The organism is uncultured Mailhella sp., assembly GCF_947631555.1.
Classification (GTDB): domain Bacteria; phylum Desulfobacterota; class Desulfovibrionia; order Desulfovibrionales; family Desulfovibrionaceae; genus Mailhella.
Genome location: NZ_CANRLT010000061.1, coordinates 1 through 15,240, shown reverse-complemented (window position 1 = coordinate 15,240; position 15,240 = coordinate 1). Strand labels below are relative to the sequence as shown.

The window sequence follows — 15,240 nt, the reverse complement described above, 5'->3', positions numbered from 1 at the left end:
TGTTCAATAGCGGCTGACTTGTACTCTATACATTGCCACATTCTCGCGTCATACGTCTGTTTGGTGGCATAGTTGTATATCTGGACAGAGAAGGTATCGGGATCGCGTTCGTAAAACATATTTCCCTGACGAATAATGCGTCCATTGCGTTGTTCAAGGTCAGACGGTCGCCACGGCGCATCCAGATGATGCGCGGCCACAAGCCGTTTCTGCACATTCATACCCGCGCCCATCTTGGCGGTGGAGCCGAGCAGAATGCGGACACGTCCGGCGTTCATGTCACTGAACAATTTTGCTTTCCGTATGTCCGTGTTGGCATCGTGGATAAAGGCGATTTCCTCGGCGGGAATCCCTCGTGCCATCAACTTTTTCCGCATGTCGTCATACACGGAGAAATTGCCGGACGAGAGCGCGATAACGGCATCCATGTCTGTGGCCACGGTCGGATCTTCGCCGCTGTCAGCATCCGATTCCATCCGCTCGGAGTCTTCCTCATCATCAACCGATTCAGCCTCCGGCGGTGATGCGGCTTGTTGCGGCGTGGAACCCTTGCCTCCCTTGGGCGTGGACAAGTCGCAGAAAACAAGCTGCGTACCTCTATCGGCGGAAGTATCGCGCCAGATGTCGTATATCCGCTGGACAGCCGTATTGAGTTTTGAGCCTTCAAAGTCATCGGCGGTCGGCTCGATGAGCCGGAAATCCAGACCTGCCTTGCGGGCGTCATTGGTAACTTTGAGCGGATTGTCGATGCGCGGGTCTTTGGGCAGATTCTCCATGCGATAGATGATTTTCTGCATGTATTCAGCCTGATCCGGAGAGCGTTCCACAACATCATTATAGGGCTTGTCGCCGCTGACCGGCGGCGTCAGAGGCCGTTCTCCGGCCTGTTTCGCCTGGTCGTCCAGATCGCTCTTGGTCACGACATCGGCAAAGGTACGGTACATGGAGAGCAATTCGGGCACGTTCTGAAATTTGGCAAAACGGCTTTTCAGCTTGTAGTTTACCCCAGTCGCGTCCAGTTCCCAGCCATTGGTGATTTGTCCGAAGGTGGAAGCCCAGGCGTCAAAAAATTCAATATCCTTGTTTTTCAGTTCCTCATACTGCATATAGCGTTGCAGCGTATAGACTTCAGCGATGGTATTGCTGATAGGTGTTCCGGTCATGAAATACACGCCACGACCATTGTTTTGGCGTTGCAGATAGCGGCACTTGATGAACAGGTCGAGGGCTTTTGCGGAACCTGTGACATTGCCGAGGCCGGAGACATTCATTGTGGTCTGAAAAGCAAGGTTTTTGAACTCATGGCTTTCGTCCACAAAGAGGGCGTCCACGCCCAGGTCAGAAAAGTCCACATTTTCATCTTTCTTGCCTGCCGAGGCTATCAGTTCGGCATAGCGGTTTTCCATCTTCTCCCGCTGTTTTTCCAGTTGCTTGATGGTGGCCCGTCCGCCCGCCGCCTCCTTTGCAGCCGCAATGGCGTCCACCACCATATTAATCTGTTCCTGAAGAATGTCTTCCTGCACATCACGCGGCATATCGATCTTGCGAAAGGATGAATGTGCCACGATGACAGCATCCCAATCGCCGGTGGCGATTTTGGCAAAGAGCCGTTGCCTGTTCTGTTTGGTAAAATCCGTTTTGTCCGCAACGAGAATGTTGGCGTCAGGATATAACTTGTAAAATTCATCGCGCCATTGGTGCAGCAGATGATTCGGTACGACAATCATGGGTTTGGAAAGAAACCCCATGCGTTTGGATTCCATAACCGTAGCTACGCAGGCAAGCGTCTTTCCCGCGCCCACCACATGGTCAAACAGGCAGGTTCCTTCCTGAATGGCCCGCCAGACAGCGTTTTTCTGATGCGGACGCAGTTTGACAGCCTCGGAGGCGTTCACCAGTTCAAGATGGGAACCGTCATAGGTTGGAGGAACATTCGTGTTGAATCGCTCGTTGTAGAGCTTTGTCAGCATGTCGCGCCGTTCATCGTCCGTCCACACCCAGTCCAGAAACGCCTGCCTGATTTCATCAGCCTTTTGCATGGCGGCGGCTGTCAATTCCTGGTCAATGACCATGATGGGTTTTCCGTTCTCATCATAACTGCCGCTTTCCCTCTCAACCTTGATGGGGCGATTGATGAGCAGGGATTCAAGAATTTTTTCCGCCGGATATTCGGGAATACCCCACACGTTGTCGTTTATGGCCATGTCCCAGATATTCACTTTCGCCAGCCAGCGTCCGAGCGTGGGCAAATAGGTGACCTCCTGCATCCCCTTGCCGCCGTGCAGATGTTCCATAAAGTCCGAAATGACCTGTGCCGGAACCCAGGATGAGCCGAATTTGATGCCGATGTCCACAGCCTCGATGTCCGGCGGCAGGGCGGCGGTCAGAGCCTCTACATTGGGAACGAAGCGGGCGTCCGTTTGCGCGGCCTCCTGTGCGTGATGCAGCTTGGCCCGGACATTACCGGTCAGGTATCTGTCGCGGATTTCCCATTCCTCAGTGGCCGGATTCAGAAAAATCTGCCCCTGCTCCCGCAGTTCCGTCTGAATATCCTCCGCCGGACGATGCAGAAGCTGTGCCATGCGGCTGAAATCCACCCTGCCGTTTTCCCGCAGGGCAATGAGCAGGGCATCTCTGGCGTTTTCCGCTGTTTCTGCTACTTGCGCAGGTTTGAGCACCCGCTGCCGGAAGATTGCGGCTTTTTTGGCCGAGGCGGGACGGGCGGTTCCGCCATGCTTGCGGGCTGTTTCCGGCGACAGGCCCTTGTCGTAATCGGTTTCCAGCGATTCCAGCAAGGAGTGTTCGGGGTCTTCCCGCATCAGGGATCTGTTGGTCTGGGAATTGAGGTGGCCGTACTTTTTGACGAAAGCGTCATACTGACTGTTGAGACGGCCACGCAGAACCATCATTCTGCTTTCGTCGCCGTTGCTTTTTTCCTCATTGAGCAATTCCCGCAAGGTATCCCGAATCTGAATCATGCCCGCCAGACGCAATCGTGCGGTTTCGTTTTTGACCGGCAGAAGATCATAATCGTTTTCACCAAAGGCGGAGGTAATTTTGAAGGCGATTTTTCGGGACTGCGGTTCCACACATAATGCGCCAGCTTTCAACCCCTGAAAATACGGGCTGCGGATGAAGGTGGCGTTGCGTACCCTGACTGCCGTGTTTTGCGGGCTTTCCTTGTATGGCACGAAGCAGTTTGCCGGAAGTGCGTCCAGACGTTTGGCAATTTCCGGGCCGAGTTCCAGCGCTGTGTCAGTGACACAGGCCAGTGCTCTTTCATACATACCGCCATCCAAGACCATTCTGCCGATAATCTGGTCGGGATGCTGGAGGAAATAGTTGTTGATAACGACCTGGCTCAAACCGCCGTTCTTAAGGTCGTCCACAACGTCCGAACCCGTGGAGACCCAATCCTTGCTTCGTTTGTTCTCACCGTTATGGCGCTGGAAAAACACGATGTCTGTTGTGACGTCAGTAAGCGCATTCTGGCGAAAGGCTGTTTCCGGCAGCCGGATAGCGCCGAGAAGATCGGCTTGGCCCGCGATATGCTCACGCGCCGTAGAATCGACAGCATCCATGAAGTAGCGGCTGACGACAAAGGCCGCAATGCCGCCTTCACGCAGCAGGCTGATGGACTTGGCCAGGAAATAGTTGTGGATGGAGAATTTCCGCAATTCGGGGAAATCGGGATCGTACAGCGATTGCTTGCCGAAGGGAGGATTGCCGACAATCAGATCAAAATTCGGAGCATTGAGACCGGTATTCTGGAAACCGTTATTGAAATGACTGGCATTGGGATATAAGTATTGAGCTATGTTTGAAGTTGTGGGGTCAAGTTCGACGGCAAGAAAATTTGCGTTGAACTGTTCGGGGCAGAGGCCGATGAAATTGCCGATGCCTGCTGATGGTTCCAGAATGCGGAGAGGGTCACCGGTGCCGAGGCCAAGGCGGGAAAGCCCCTCATATATGCCCCGAATAACCGTTTCCGAGGTATAATGCGCATCCTGTGTGGAACGCCTGGCGGCTGCGTAGATGTCCGGGGTAAGCAGCCCCTGCATTTCACGATATTCAGCGGCCCACTGTTCGTTTTTGGCGTCAAAGACCTGCGGCAGGCCACCCCAGCCCACATAGCGGACAAGGATTTTCTGTTCTTCCGGGGTGGCCGATTTCGCGCCGCTGGTCTGGAGCTGTTGCAGGAGGCGGATGGCGGCGACGTTATCCGCATATTTGCTTTTCGCACCGCCAATGCCTAGCTGCACTTCAGGGGTTATACGGAAGTTTACAGGTTCATCTCGATTCCGCAGCTCTGCAATATCTCGAAGTCCGACATCCCCCGCAGACTCGCCTGTCGGGCTGATTCGCTGCTCAGGATGCGCTTCTCCAGAGACTGTTGCTGATCCAGCCGCACGATCAGGGCCAGGTCTCCCTCCATCTCCAGTTTCCGGAGCTTTTCCGGACTGTTCAGTGCCCATCTGTCCAGAATTAAATAAGCCGAATTGCTGAACCCCGCGCTTCTGACTTCTCGAATCATTTCGGGCTTGAGAACCTTGCTTGCGATTTCCAGCGGATAGGTTTGTCTGTCGAGCATGTTGCGCCTCCCAGGGCAGAGTATGGGTGAAATGGTGAATTTCCTGTACGGTCAGATATTCATCGGCTCCGGCCTCGAACAGTTTTTCGGGCGTCCGTTTGTCGCCGTCCATGACCTGCATGATTTCCGGATTGCGGCTGTACATGCGCGAGCCGTCGCGCATTTCATACACGGATTCGCCGTCGCCATTGAGGCCGAGGAGCGTTCTTTCCGGCTTGTCATTGGTCGGAAAGGAAAAGTCCTGTTTTTGTTTCGGCTCCGTTGCAGCGGGAACAGGCTGTGCCTGTTCGGCCTGTGCGGGAGAAGCGACTTCTTCCCGCATATCGTCCTGAATGTTTTCCGCCCGTATTTCCTCGATCTGGTTCGCCACAACATCAAAGAACGACAACTGGCGAGGATCATTTTTCGATTTGTGCCGTCTGGCCATATATTCCTGTCCTTTTGCAAACGACAGGCAGGCGGCGCAAGGGCGGAGCTATCCGTCGTTGTGTTCCGGTTGGGGAAGTTTCAGCTTTTCAGCGTTTTCAATGAAAATCCGCCCGTTTTCCTCAAGAAAGACAACTTTGTCTCCCTCCTTGACGCCGAGCTTTTGCCGGACTGCGCGAGGAAGGGTGAGTTGACAGCGTGAAGTGAGCTTTGCCAGTTCCATGCCTGTTCTCCTCATTTCTTATTTTCAAGTATTATCTTGAAAATAAGATAAAAGAGCTTCGGCAAAAGGTCAAGCGCCCTTTTTTTTCTGACAGTAAAAACACCGCATCCGGCACATCGAATGAAGATTTCCTGTTACCGGTTGCTTTTCAAAGAGAGCCACGACGCTTGGAAACGGCGCGGGAAAACTAGCCCCCTCAAAGCGGATTCGCCCGTGCAGGTAGTGGATTTCGGTCGCGTGACGGAGAACGTATTGGTGCCACCACCTCGTATCCGTCCGGGCTGGAAGCAGGCAGACCACTCTGTGGGCGCGTTCCGCCCAGACCTCAACTACCGCTTTGTGCATCCAATGGGGCAGTGCGCGTCCGTAGGGTGGGTTCATCCAGCAGACGCCGTGCCAGACTTGGCTCAGTCCGTCATCTTCGGGAGAGAAGAACTGCTCGCATTTGGCGTTTTGCGCCGTGGCACACACGTCGAGTTCACACGGTCCAAATCTGGCATCCAGTTCTCGGAAGAGCTCCCAGGGTGTCGCCCAATCATGCTTTTTGCTTGAAAAATACACGTTCATGCGTTCTCCTCTTAAAGAAGCGACTCGTTCAGCAAGCCACGTGTGATGATTTCCGCCACGCGCTTCTGAGCGTCCGTGTCTCCAGAACGGACTTTCTTGGCCAGTTCCAAAACAGTGGGCAGTTCCGCCGCTGTGAAGTCGCAGGCCGGAAAACGGATGCCCTCCAAAATCCAGGTCGGCGTGGACGTGATGCGCGATTGCGCGGCGATAATATCCGCGCTCACCAGAGAGGCGGCGGCTTGCAGAGCGTCCGCGAAGGCTTCTGGGGCAATGGCGGCTTCCTGAAGCGCTGTCTGAAGGGCGGATTCATACGGAACCGGAATGCCAAGCGTCGTTTTTGGCAGAACGGCATCCCAGAAGCGATGCGCCGCATTGAGGGAAAAGCCGTGCAACGCCTCATAGGCCAGAGCTTTTTTCAGCGATTCTCCATAGTTATCCGTGGGAATATGTCTCACGACGATGCACAGAGCGGGATTGTCCCGCTGCGCTTGAAGCGGTTCCTGAATGCCGCAGTACGGACATTCGAGATTCGACCAGAGTTCCGCAATATCGCCCTGAAAACCGTCCACCGGCCTGCCGTCAAGACAGGTTCTGCCGGAGAGCGTTTCCAAAGGCCGGTATGGTTGGGACAGGTCTTTGGCGATCTCGGTTTTGACGCCGGCTTGCACGGCTATCCGGTCAGACATGGGCGTTTCGGCGTGGAGGGGGTTGATAATGGCCAACAGGAAAAACATCGCTATTTGCGAAATCCTGAGCGGTGTTGTCATAGGAATCTCCTCGGCATACTTATAAAAATAGGTAAAATGGTATGCCTGTGTTGACATTATACCATTTTGCATTTATTCATGTTTCATGAAAGACGCTGACGACATCAAGCTGTGGACAGTCGTTTTCAGCCGCAAGGCTGAAAAGCAAAAAACCAAGTTACCTCCGGCCATTGCCGACATACTGTACTTGCTGCGTAAAGACCTTGAGCAAAGAGGCCCGGTTGTCCCGGGTTGGCCGCACTACGGCAAAATTGCTGGCAGCAAATCCGGTCATCACCACTGTCATTTGAACAAGGGACATCCAACTTATGTAGTCGTCTGGCAAGTTCTTGATGGGGTAGTTCGCGTACTGGAAATTCAATTTGCCGGTACACATGAAAAGGTTGACTACAGCCGTTATAAATAAGCGGAGAAATTCTATGTTGGCAGAAATGATGCTTCGTTCCGATGAGGAAGGGCGTGGTGTGATCCAGCTTACCGTCCCTTCGGCAAACACCATAAAGGTTGCCGAGGCCATTCGCGGAGTTCTTTCTCTGGCCGGGCACAAGGTACGCAGGGTTAATTCAGAGGGAGAAGAGGTCGTCAGCGCCGATGAAGTTTTTCCTGACGGTTGCCCGGCGATGGCCTTGCGCGGTTTGCGCGGCAAGGAAGACATCACGCAGGCGGAACTGGCTGCCCGCCTTGGCGTCAGCCAAAACGCCATCTCCGAAATGGAAAGCGGCAAGCGCCCGATTTCCACAAAAATGGCCAAGCGCCTCGGAGAAGAGTTCAATATCCCGTACAAGGTTTTCCTGTAGGAAGGAACAGACGGCTTCGCGTTATGCAGCTTCATGGATGACCGCCTCCTGACGGAGTTGCAGCAACTGCGGCACTCTCAGTTGAGCCTTTTTGAGTGAGGGATTGGCGTAGAACATGTCTCCCCGGACAATCTGGCCGGAAAAGACAAAGTGCGCCTCTCCCTCTATCTGTTCCTGCAAATCACGCAGAACAACGCGGTCTTCCTGTTCTACCGTGGTGGAGTTGGCATCGCGGTAATCGGAACTGATTTGTTCATTGACGTTGAAACCTGTGGTGCGAAGGACAGTGCTTTGCCCTGCCTGTCCGCGCAGCAATTCCCATGTCTTTTCGGCATCCTGCATTTTCATGAAAATTTTAATCGAGGTGTTTGCCACCATCTGCTGTGCTCCTTTCTGGTCAGCTTCCAGAATACCAGCGTAATCCTGTGACGCCACGATAGCGGCGATACCGAGGCCGCGTCCCTGCGTCAGAACGACCTCAAAGCCTGGGGTAACAATGGCGGCGTATTCGTCAACGATACACAGGTACGGCCCAATGCCTGTGGCGTCAGTCGGAAGGGCTTCCAGCACATCTGCGGCGTCGCCTTCGATATTCGCGCCAAGACCCACGGCGCAGGCGTTGCGGATGGCCGAAAGGCTGATTTTGCCGAGGCTGGCCAGTTCAGCGGGGGCCTTTTCCAGAGAGGGCAGGAGAACGACGAGGATTCTGCGCTGCATGATGGCGTCCGCAAAGTCCACTTCCCCATCTTCAGCCCCGTAAATGTGGCTGTAGGTATCCGTCAGGCTGGAAAGCGCCTTGCCGAAATAGGATTGCGCGTAGCCAAACTGCTCTGCGAAGGATTCCGGCTGGTCTTTCAGGTCGCGCCCGGCAATCCATCCGGAGGTGGCCAGCGCCGCTTGGATGGAGGCACGGGATTCCTGATCCAGTTCTGGATGCAGGGCCAGCGCCACGCATTTTTCCAGCGCCAGAGAATCGCGGATAATGGAGGTGGAGAGCTTGAGCAGCCCCTTGTCCCGCAGATCCACCAGAGCGTACATGACGCCGGAAATCAGTGCCTGCGCCTTGTCGGCAAAAATGGAATTGGCTCCGTCCGAGGCAGGCATGAGAGAAACGAGGAGCTGCGTCAACGCTTCGGCGCTTCCAAAGGTAAAGGGATTGTTGGTATTGGAAAGACGGCGCGGAGACTTGCCCTTAACCTTGCCGGAAGTGCCATAGTTGAGCACTCGAAAGTCATCGTCCCTGCCCAGAAATCGTGCCATTTGCCAAATTTGGACGGCCAGTTTGGGGCTGGCCTTGGGGTCGATGTAGAAAAGTCCGCTGGCCGTCGCCAGGGCATTGTAGGAAAGGGAAACGAGTGTTTCCGTCTTGCCGGAACCGGTTGTTCCGAAAAGCAGGCAATGGGTCAGAATATCCTTGGCCTTCAGCCAAAGTTCCTTCCCGTCCTGGAGTCGGTTGCCGAGAAAGAAAATACCTTCTGGTTTAGCGTAGCCCCGTCTTCCCGGTAAGGGATCACCCCCGTCCGTGCCGTATAATCCCATTGGCATCCGGAACGGCAGCCGTTCTTTGTTCACGCAGGCGCAACGGGCGAGAAAGAGCGCCAGACCAAGACAAAACAGCGGTGTGGAGCAGGCCGGGAAAAGAAACAGACACAGCCCCGCCGTGAAAATTCCGCCGGTCTGTACCTGACCGAGTTTGAGAGCATCCGCAAGGCGCTGGGAAGGGGAACGCACGTCGCGGTACAGGTGCTTTCGTTCCTGCGTTTCGTGGTCTTCCAGACCTCTGATGGTTCTGGTCATAAGCATAACCTCTAAAAGTATTCGTCAGCCAGCTTCTCATCTTCGTTGGCGTTGTATTCGGGATCCGTTTCCGCTTCGGCCAGCACCACTTCCGGCGGTGGTTCCACGGAAGAACATTCGGTATCCGGAGTCGAAGCTCCGGCGGTATCGGCGCTTGGAACCGGCGTCGTTTCCGGCGTGGGCGGCATAAAGATTTCGGTCAGCCAGCCCTGAGCGGCCAGAGATTGCTTGAGACTGACAACGGCAGGCTGAATATGGGGTTCGGCCAGAAGCATTCCGGCTTTTTCTTCCGCCTGATAATGCGCCCACGGCGCGAAGCCTTCGGCCCATGCCGCGCGTCCGCCGCACTGGTTGAGGGCGTACCAGAGCGGACGATCCAGCGGCCGGAGCCAGAGGAACTGCGAAGTGGCCAGCACGCCTTTTTGCCGTGCCCGATACAGCAAGGCCATGAACCAGGGCAGTTCATAGGCTGCATGGATGCTCAGACATTTCTCGTTCAGCAGGGAGGAGTGTGCGTCCCATGCTTCTTTCAGCTTGCTGACAACGGTGTCGTCTTCCAGCAAGGGACAGGACGCCTGCTCATTATTTTCAGCATAGGAAAGGGAAACGGCATCCAGCAAAGCGATGCAGCCCTTCTTGTCCCCGTCCGCATACTTCAGAAAGGCGGAAGCCAGGGCGCGGCGACAGGGCGACAGTCCCTCGTAGCCTTCAAATCGTTTGCCGAGTTGTTTAGTCAGTACGGCACCAGCCTTTTCTTCATCCAGCCGTGCGTGTCCCCAGGCGGGAAGGGCGGTGGACGGCAGACCGTTTTTCAGCGCCTGTTCCGGCGTAAACGGCTTCCCCTGTTCATCAAGCAGCAGTTCGTGTTCGAGCGCAAACTGCACCGGCGTCCGGGCGATTCGCCACAAGCCGGAATCATAGGATTTTGGCGAAAGCAGATACTTGCCACGTCCCACCACCGGCCGCAGACAGGGAAAGGACTCAGCATTGTTTTTCAGCAGGCTTTCCATGTTGAAACGGCGGACAAGACCGCTCACGCGACCCATGAAAATAGAGGCCACGCCGAACAGAATAAGCAGCAGAAGGAACGGCCAGCGAATCCATGAGCCGGTATAATGCAAGACTTTTTGCATGGTGTCCCATGACAAAGAGGCGGGATCGGCGGCGTCAATGCGTCCGAAAGCTATTTCCGCTTCCTCAAAAAATGGCGTGAACGCCTTGAGCTGTACTTTTGCCAGACGCAGAAGTGTTCCGTTCATGGTATCGGAATGCGCCGCGTACAGCATCGGGACAATACAGAAGACGATGATCAGGAGCGCAAACCACAGGAAGATGCGCTGATCTTCCCTGTCGTTGCCGGACTGGTTCATGGCCGTTTCTCCTCGTGCTGCAACGGCAGTATGGAAAGCCCTTTCTGTCGCAGTCGTATCAGATTGTTTCTGACGCGCCGGAGATAGGCGTCACGCAGATGCGGCGTCCGTGAATGGTATGCGCCTATGGCCTGCCAGAGATTGCCGGTGCGCCGGTATTCCTTCCGCAGCAGCCATGCGGCGGCATGGGCGTTGACACGCCCATCACAAAGGACGGCGTTGGGCGAGATACCTATTGCAGCCAAATCCTTGAGGTGAACCGTGTTGATCTGAAACGGGCCTAAATCCCACGTTCCGTTGGTGTTGCTCAGGGCTTCTCCGGTTTTGCCGCCTTCAGTGGCAAGAATGGCGAAAAGCGCTGCGGCAGGCATTCCGTGGGTATGGGCTGCGTCCAGAACACAGGCGGCCGTCAGAGGACGTAGAGACGGCAATACGACTTTTGCCCGTCCTGCGGCAAAAATTGGTTCAGGGAGCAGACACAGGACAGCCAGCAAACAACAGAGAGTTTTCATTTGATCTTCTCTTTAAGATGAAAGAGATAGTCGCCACTTGTGCCGTACACCTTGAAAGGATTGTTGCTTCCAAGGTCGTTGACGGTGTTGAGTACCTGATTGTGGGCGTCGTTGATTTTCTGATGGATGTAGGAATCCACCTGCTTGCAGATGCCCGCGACAATCTGATCCATGCCCGGAAGCGTCACGCCAAGGTTGAAGGCGTCCCCGATACCATTGATGGAACCGAGACAGCCGGAAAGCGCGTCGCGCTCCGTTTCGGGATCAGGCATGAGCACGTCATGCGTTTCCGACACACGCCCGTTGCGCTCCTGAATTGCGCTGCCCACGGCGTCCTGCATATCCTGACAGGAGCCTGCCAGGCACGGCGCGGCCAGTGCCATGCACAGCATAACCATGAGAATATATTTCATCTTTTACCGTCCTTGCCTGCTAAAAGTTTTTGGAAGGGAGGGGGCGGGGAGGGAGAACCTTTTTTCAAAAAGGTTTCCCTCCCCGAAATACTTTCTATTTCCTCCTGCCTTTCGCCCCGAAATCGGGCGAACCGTCCGGCTTGACCGGACAGAGGTTCTTGCATTCGGGGTAGCCGGAGCAGCCATAGAAATCGCCTTTCGTGCCGGAGCGTTTGACGAGCGGCTTACCGCAGGCAGGGCACGCATATTCCGAAAGCGCGGCTTTGGCTCTGGACTTTCCGGGCTTGCCGTTGTCGTCGGGCAAAACGACCTTGCATTCAGGGTAGGCGGTACAGCCCCAGAACCACGCGCCGTCCTTTTTGCGCTTGCGGCGAGTCAGGGCCGCGCCGCAGGCGGGACAGGGAAAGGCGGGCTTGCCGTCCCCAAGGATGGGGGCAAGCAAGTCCGGCAGAACCCTGCACTGATCGGCCAGAAAGGCGTCCAGAGATTCCGTGCCCTGAGCGATGGCCTCAAGGCGGGACTCCCACTCCGCCGTGGTGATGGGATCTTTGAGTGCGGGAGGGGTGAGGTCGATGATTTCTCTGCCGAGCGGCGTGGAGACAAGGGCTTTTTTGTCGGCAGCGAGATAGCCGCGCTCTTTCAGGGTTTCGAGAACTCTGGCGCGAGTGGCTTCGGTTCCAATTCCCTTGGTTTCCTTGAGGGTATTTTTTGCATCAGCATCGGCCACAAAACGGTGAACATTTGCCATTGCCTCGATAAGCGAGCCCTCGGTGAAATGGGACGGCGGGGAGGTCTGTTTCTTCTGGGTCTGAATATCGCGGCAATGAACGGCATCGCCTTGTTCCAGCGGCGGCAGGGACTGTTCGTCGGAATCACCGTCTTCATCGTCATGACCGCTGAAGGCCGTCCAGCCGGGGTCAAGGATGCGTCGCCCCGTGGCTTCCCAGCGGGTATCGGCAAGAGAGACAGCGACTTTCTGCGCCTCGTAGCGCATGGTCGGATGGAATTGCAGACAAAAGGCTGTGGCGATCATGAGGTAGAGATCGTGTTCCTTCTGCGGGAGCGAGCCAGGCGGGACTTCGCCCGTGGGCGCGATGGCGTGGTGCGCCGTCACTTTTTTAGTGTTCCACGCGACGCTTTTCAGGGAAGCGTCCGCCGTTCCCGCCACCTGCTTCAGATCGGGAACCGAGGAAAGTGCAGCCAGCACGGCTGAAGAGTCCGCAAACTGTTCTTCCGGCAGATAGCGACAGTCGGTGCGGGGGTAGGTGGTGAGCCTTTTTTCGTACAGAGATTGCGCGGTATACAGCACCTGCTGTGCCGACATGCCGAGCTTTGAGGACGCGGCTTTTTGCAGGGAGGAAAGACTGTGCGGCAACGGCGCGGCCTTGCTTTTGGCTTCTCGCAGTGCTTCCGTTACAAGGCCGTCCGTATTCGTGTGGGCTGCAACCAGGGCTTCGGCCACGGCGGCATCGGTCAGGTGTCCGCTGGCATCCAGTCCGGCCTGATCCTCGGAGGGCGCGAAGGTAACGGCAAAGTCCCCGGCGCTGTGGGCGAGCGAGGCCCGCAGAACGAAATAATCAACAGGCTTGAAATGGGAAATTTCCAGATCGCGCGCGACCACCAGCGCCAGCGTGGGCGTCTGGACACGGCCCAGGGAAAGCACGTCCGAGCGCCCTTCCGCACGGACCTTGATGGTCAGGGCGCGTGTGGCGTTGATACCAGCCAGCCAGTCGGCGCGGCTTCTGGCGCGGGCGGCGTCGCGCAAGGGCGCGTAGCGGGTGTTGTCCGTAAGGTTTGCCAGCGCCTTCCTGACCGAGAGATCGTCCAGCGAGGCCAGCCAGATGCGCTCCACCCGCCCCGTGTAGTGAAAGTGTTCCAGCACCTCATCCACGAGGAGCTGGCCTTCACGGTCGGGATCGCCCGCGTTGACCACGGCATCAGCCTCGCGCAGCAGGGAGCCGATGATGTTAAGCTGCGCGGCGGCATCCTTTTTGACCTTGTATTTCCATTGGGAAGGGATGATGGGCAGATGTTCGCGTCGCCATTGAGTATATTCGGGCTTGTAGTCCTTCGGCCATGCCAGTTCGAGCATGTGCCCGAAGCACCAGGTAACAACATCGTCGCCGCAACGGATGCAGCCTTCGGATTTTTTCTGATTTTCAAGGCCAGCGGCAATGGCGCGGCCCAGGGAGGGTTTTTCGGCAATAAACAGTCTCATGTCATATCCTCATACGGCGTTTGGCCGCGTTTTTCTGTTCTGTGAGCGGAAGGGAACTTTCGACAGCTCCGGCAGGAACCTGTTCCTGAGCGGCGTCGGCTTCATGACTCAGGGTAAAGGAGAGCTGGCTGCAAAGCTCGGCAAGCTCCCTGACTTGCTGCGGGTCCTGCTTGAGCGCCATGTCCAGAAAGTCGGGGTTCTGGAGAATGGCGCGGGCCTTGACGGCCAGATCAGTTGTTTCCTTGAAGGCTGCGACCGATTCGGCAAGGCTTGGCGGGGCCGGGCGGTGAACAGGCGTGAAGGTCTGAACGCCGGACGCTTCATCCTGCCGGTACGACACGCCGGTGGCGGCATCCCGCTGTTTCTGCATTTCGATAAGTTCCGGCCAGTCTTCGCGTTTGGGAAACCATTTTGCTTTGGGTTCCTCGCCCGCTTCATACTGATGCAGCACCGTCAGGATTTTCGCGGCTTCCGAAGCGGCCTGAAACACGGCTTTGGCGTCGCCGCCGGAAAAGGTCTGGTTCCAGTGGGCGATGTAGGCTGCGGAATTGCTTTCCGGCATGGGCAGGTTGAGACGCGCTCCCGCCAGCATGGAGAACATTTCCGCCCGCATTTCCTCAAAAGCGTAGCCCTTGAGCGTCTGCGACTCCTTTTTCTGGCGTCTTTCCCGCGATTCATGGCCGGTCGCATGAAAAAATTCGTGGAGCTTCGCCGCATAGTATTCGTCCGTGCCTGTGAAGCGTTCAGGATGGGGAAGCATCACGACATCCTGCTCCTGTTTGAAGCAGGGGCCTCCGCTATAATGCTCCACAGGAACGCCGGAACTGGCGATGAAACGCTCCACGAACTCGTTGCGCTCTATTTCCGACATGGGCGAAGCCAGACGTTCCTTGTCGGGGAAACCCTCGATTTGCGCCGCGTTGAAGACGGTGAAGGGATAAAAGAGGGTTTTGCGCTGAACAGCCGGTACATCCAGTCCCTGATCCATCATTTCCGAAATACGCTTGAGATCCTCGCGGGAAAGGAAGTTCCAGCTTCCATCTTCACTGATGGTGTAATAAACATCTTCCGGTCGCAGGATTTTGACGCCACGCTCGCCCTTGCGGATCTTCATTTCCAGATCTGGATTGTCGGCCTGCACGGACTGGAGCTGCTTGAACGTCATCCACCGGTCATCCGCGTAGCCTTTGACGATACTGGTGAGCAGCAGGCGTACCATGTTCGCGCCGCTGTATTCCCTGCCGGTCACGGGGCAGAAGGGCATCCCCAGGGGAACATCACCAGACCAGCCCCGTTGCCATTCGCCAGCCGTTTGAGCCAGCGAGATCATGGTTTCGGCAATGCCGTTGACAAACTCTTCCTGTACCTCGCGGCTGACCTGAAAACGGTTCTTTTTCTCCTTTTGTGGTGTCTGGCTCATTCCTTTGTCTCCATAACATCTGCTACGACGCCATCCTGCTCGTCATGTTCATGGAGAAATCCGGCGGCAATGGCTTCCTCGCGGCTCATGAGAAACGCGCCCGCGTCAAGCTGGCGCTCAATATCCGCTGCGGTAAGCG

The 15,240-nt window shown here is 56.0% G+C and carries 13 protein-coding genes; 2 read left to right on the top strand and 11 right to left on the bottom strand.

Features of this window, described 5'->3' with window-relative positions:
* From Q0Z94_RS08710 to Q0Z94_RS08690, 5 genes are all read right to left on the bottom strand, one after another.
* The coding region (locus Q0Z94_RS08710) for an SNF2-related protein (RefSeq protein ID WP_298068822.1) at positions 1-4,262 on the bottom strand (4,262 nt) is incomplete at its 3' end.
* 20 nt (positions 4,263-4,282) lie between these two features.
* Entirely contained in the window at positions 4,283-4,591 is a 309-nt protein-coding gene (locus Q0Z94_RS08705; protein ID WP_298068820.1) for a hypothetical protein, read from the bottom strand.
* A 475-nt stretch (positions 4,592-5,066) separates the two neighbouring features.
* A complete protein-coding gene (locus tag Q0Z94_RS11860) occupies positions 5,067-5,240 on the bottom strand; it encodes an AbrB/MazE/SpoVT family DNA-binding domain-containing protein (protein ID WP_366517597.1) in 174 nt (57 codons plus the stop codon).
* Between the two features lie 69 nt (positions 5,241-5,309).
* Positions 5,310-5,807, bottom strand: a complete 498-nt coding sequence (locus Q0Z94_RS08695) for a DNA N-6-adenine-methyltransferase (RefSeq protein ID WP_298068816.1) — start codon at positions 5,805-5,807, stop codon at positions 5,310-5,312.
* Between the two features lie 11 nt (positions 5,808-5,818).
* Positions 5,819-6,574 (bottom strand): hypothetical protein, encoded by a 756-nt coding sequence (locus Q0Z94_RS08690; protein ID WP_298068814.1) that lies wholly within the window; start codon positions 6,572-6,574, stop codon positions 5,819-5,821.
* A gap of 85 nt (positions 6,575-6,659) precedes the next feature.
* Between Q0Z94_RS08690 and Q0Z94_RS08685 the strand changes: the two genes are divergently transcribed.
* Both Q0Z94_RS08685 and Q0Z94_RS08680 read left to right on the top strand, forming a co-directional pair.
* The gene (locus Q0Z94_RS08685) at positions 6,660-6,980 is read left to right on the top strand and encodes a cytotoxic translational repressor of toxin-antitoxin stability system (protein ID WP_298068812.1); all 321 of its coding nucleotides are present in this window, start codon (positions 6,660-6,662) and stop codon (positions 6,978-6,980) included.
* A 13-nt stretch (positions 6,981-6,993) separates the two neighbouring features.
* Positions 6,994-7,371 carry a helix-turn-helix transcriptional regulator gene (locus tag Q0Z94_RS08680; RefSeq protein WP_298068810.1) on the top strand — a complete coding sequence of 126 codons (378 nt, stop codon included), beginning with the start codon at positions 6,994-6,996 and terminating at the stop codon, positions 7,369-7,371.
* A 21-nt stretch (positions 7,372-7,392) separates the two neighbouring features.
* Here the strand turns inward: Q0Z94_RS08680 and Q0Z94_RS08675 are convergent, their stop codons facing one another.
* From Q0Z94_RS08675 to Q0Z94_RS08650, 6 genes are all read right to left on the bottom strand, one after another.
* Positions 7,393-9,168 carry a TraM recognition domain-containing protein gene (locus tag Q0Z94_RS08675; protein ID WP_298068808.1) on the bottom strand — a complete coding sequence of 592 codons (1,776 nt, stop codon included), beginning with the start codon at positions 9,166-9,168 and terminating at the stop codon, positions 7,393-7,395.
* A gap of 11 nt (positions 9,169-9,179) precedes the next feature.
* Entirely contained in the window at positions 9,180-10,538 is a 1,359-nt protein-coding gene (locus Q0Z94_RS08670; protein WP_298068806.1) for a hypothetical protein, read from the bottom strand.
* On the bottom strand, positions 10,535-11,050 hold the full coding sequence (locus tag Q0Z94_RS08665; protein WP_298068802.1) for a lytic transglycosylase domain-containing protein: 516 nt from the start codon (positions 11,048-11,050) through the stop codon (positions 10,535-10,537). Before Q0Z94_RS08665 ends, Q0Z94_RS08670 begins: the two co-directional genes overlap by 4 nt.
* Positions 11,047-11,463, bottom strand: coding sequence for a hypothetical protein (locus tag Q0Z94_RS08660; RefSeq protein ID WP_298068799.1), 417 nt, complete (start codon positions 11,461-11,463; stop codon positions 11,047-11,049). Before Q0Z94_RS08660 ends, Q0Z94_RS08665 begins: the two co-directional genes overlap by 4 nt.
* 94 nt (positions 11,464-11,557) lie before the next feature.
* A complete protein-coding gene (locus Q0Z94_RS08655; RefSeq protein WP_298068796.1) occupies positions 11,558-13,681 on the bottom strand; it encodes a DNA topoisomerase 3 in 2,124 nt (707 codons plus the stop codon).
* Between the two features lies 1 nt (position 13,682).
* Positions 13,683-15,101, bottom strand: coding sequence for a zincin-like metallopeptidase domain-containing protein (locus Q0Z94_RS08650; protein WP_298068793.1), 1,419 nt, complete (start codon positions 15,099-15,101; stop codon positions 13,683-13,685).
* Between the last annotated feature and the right edge of the window lie 139 nt (positions 15,102-15,240).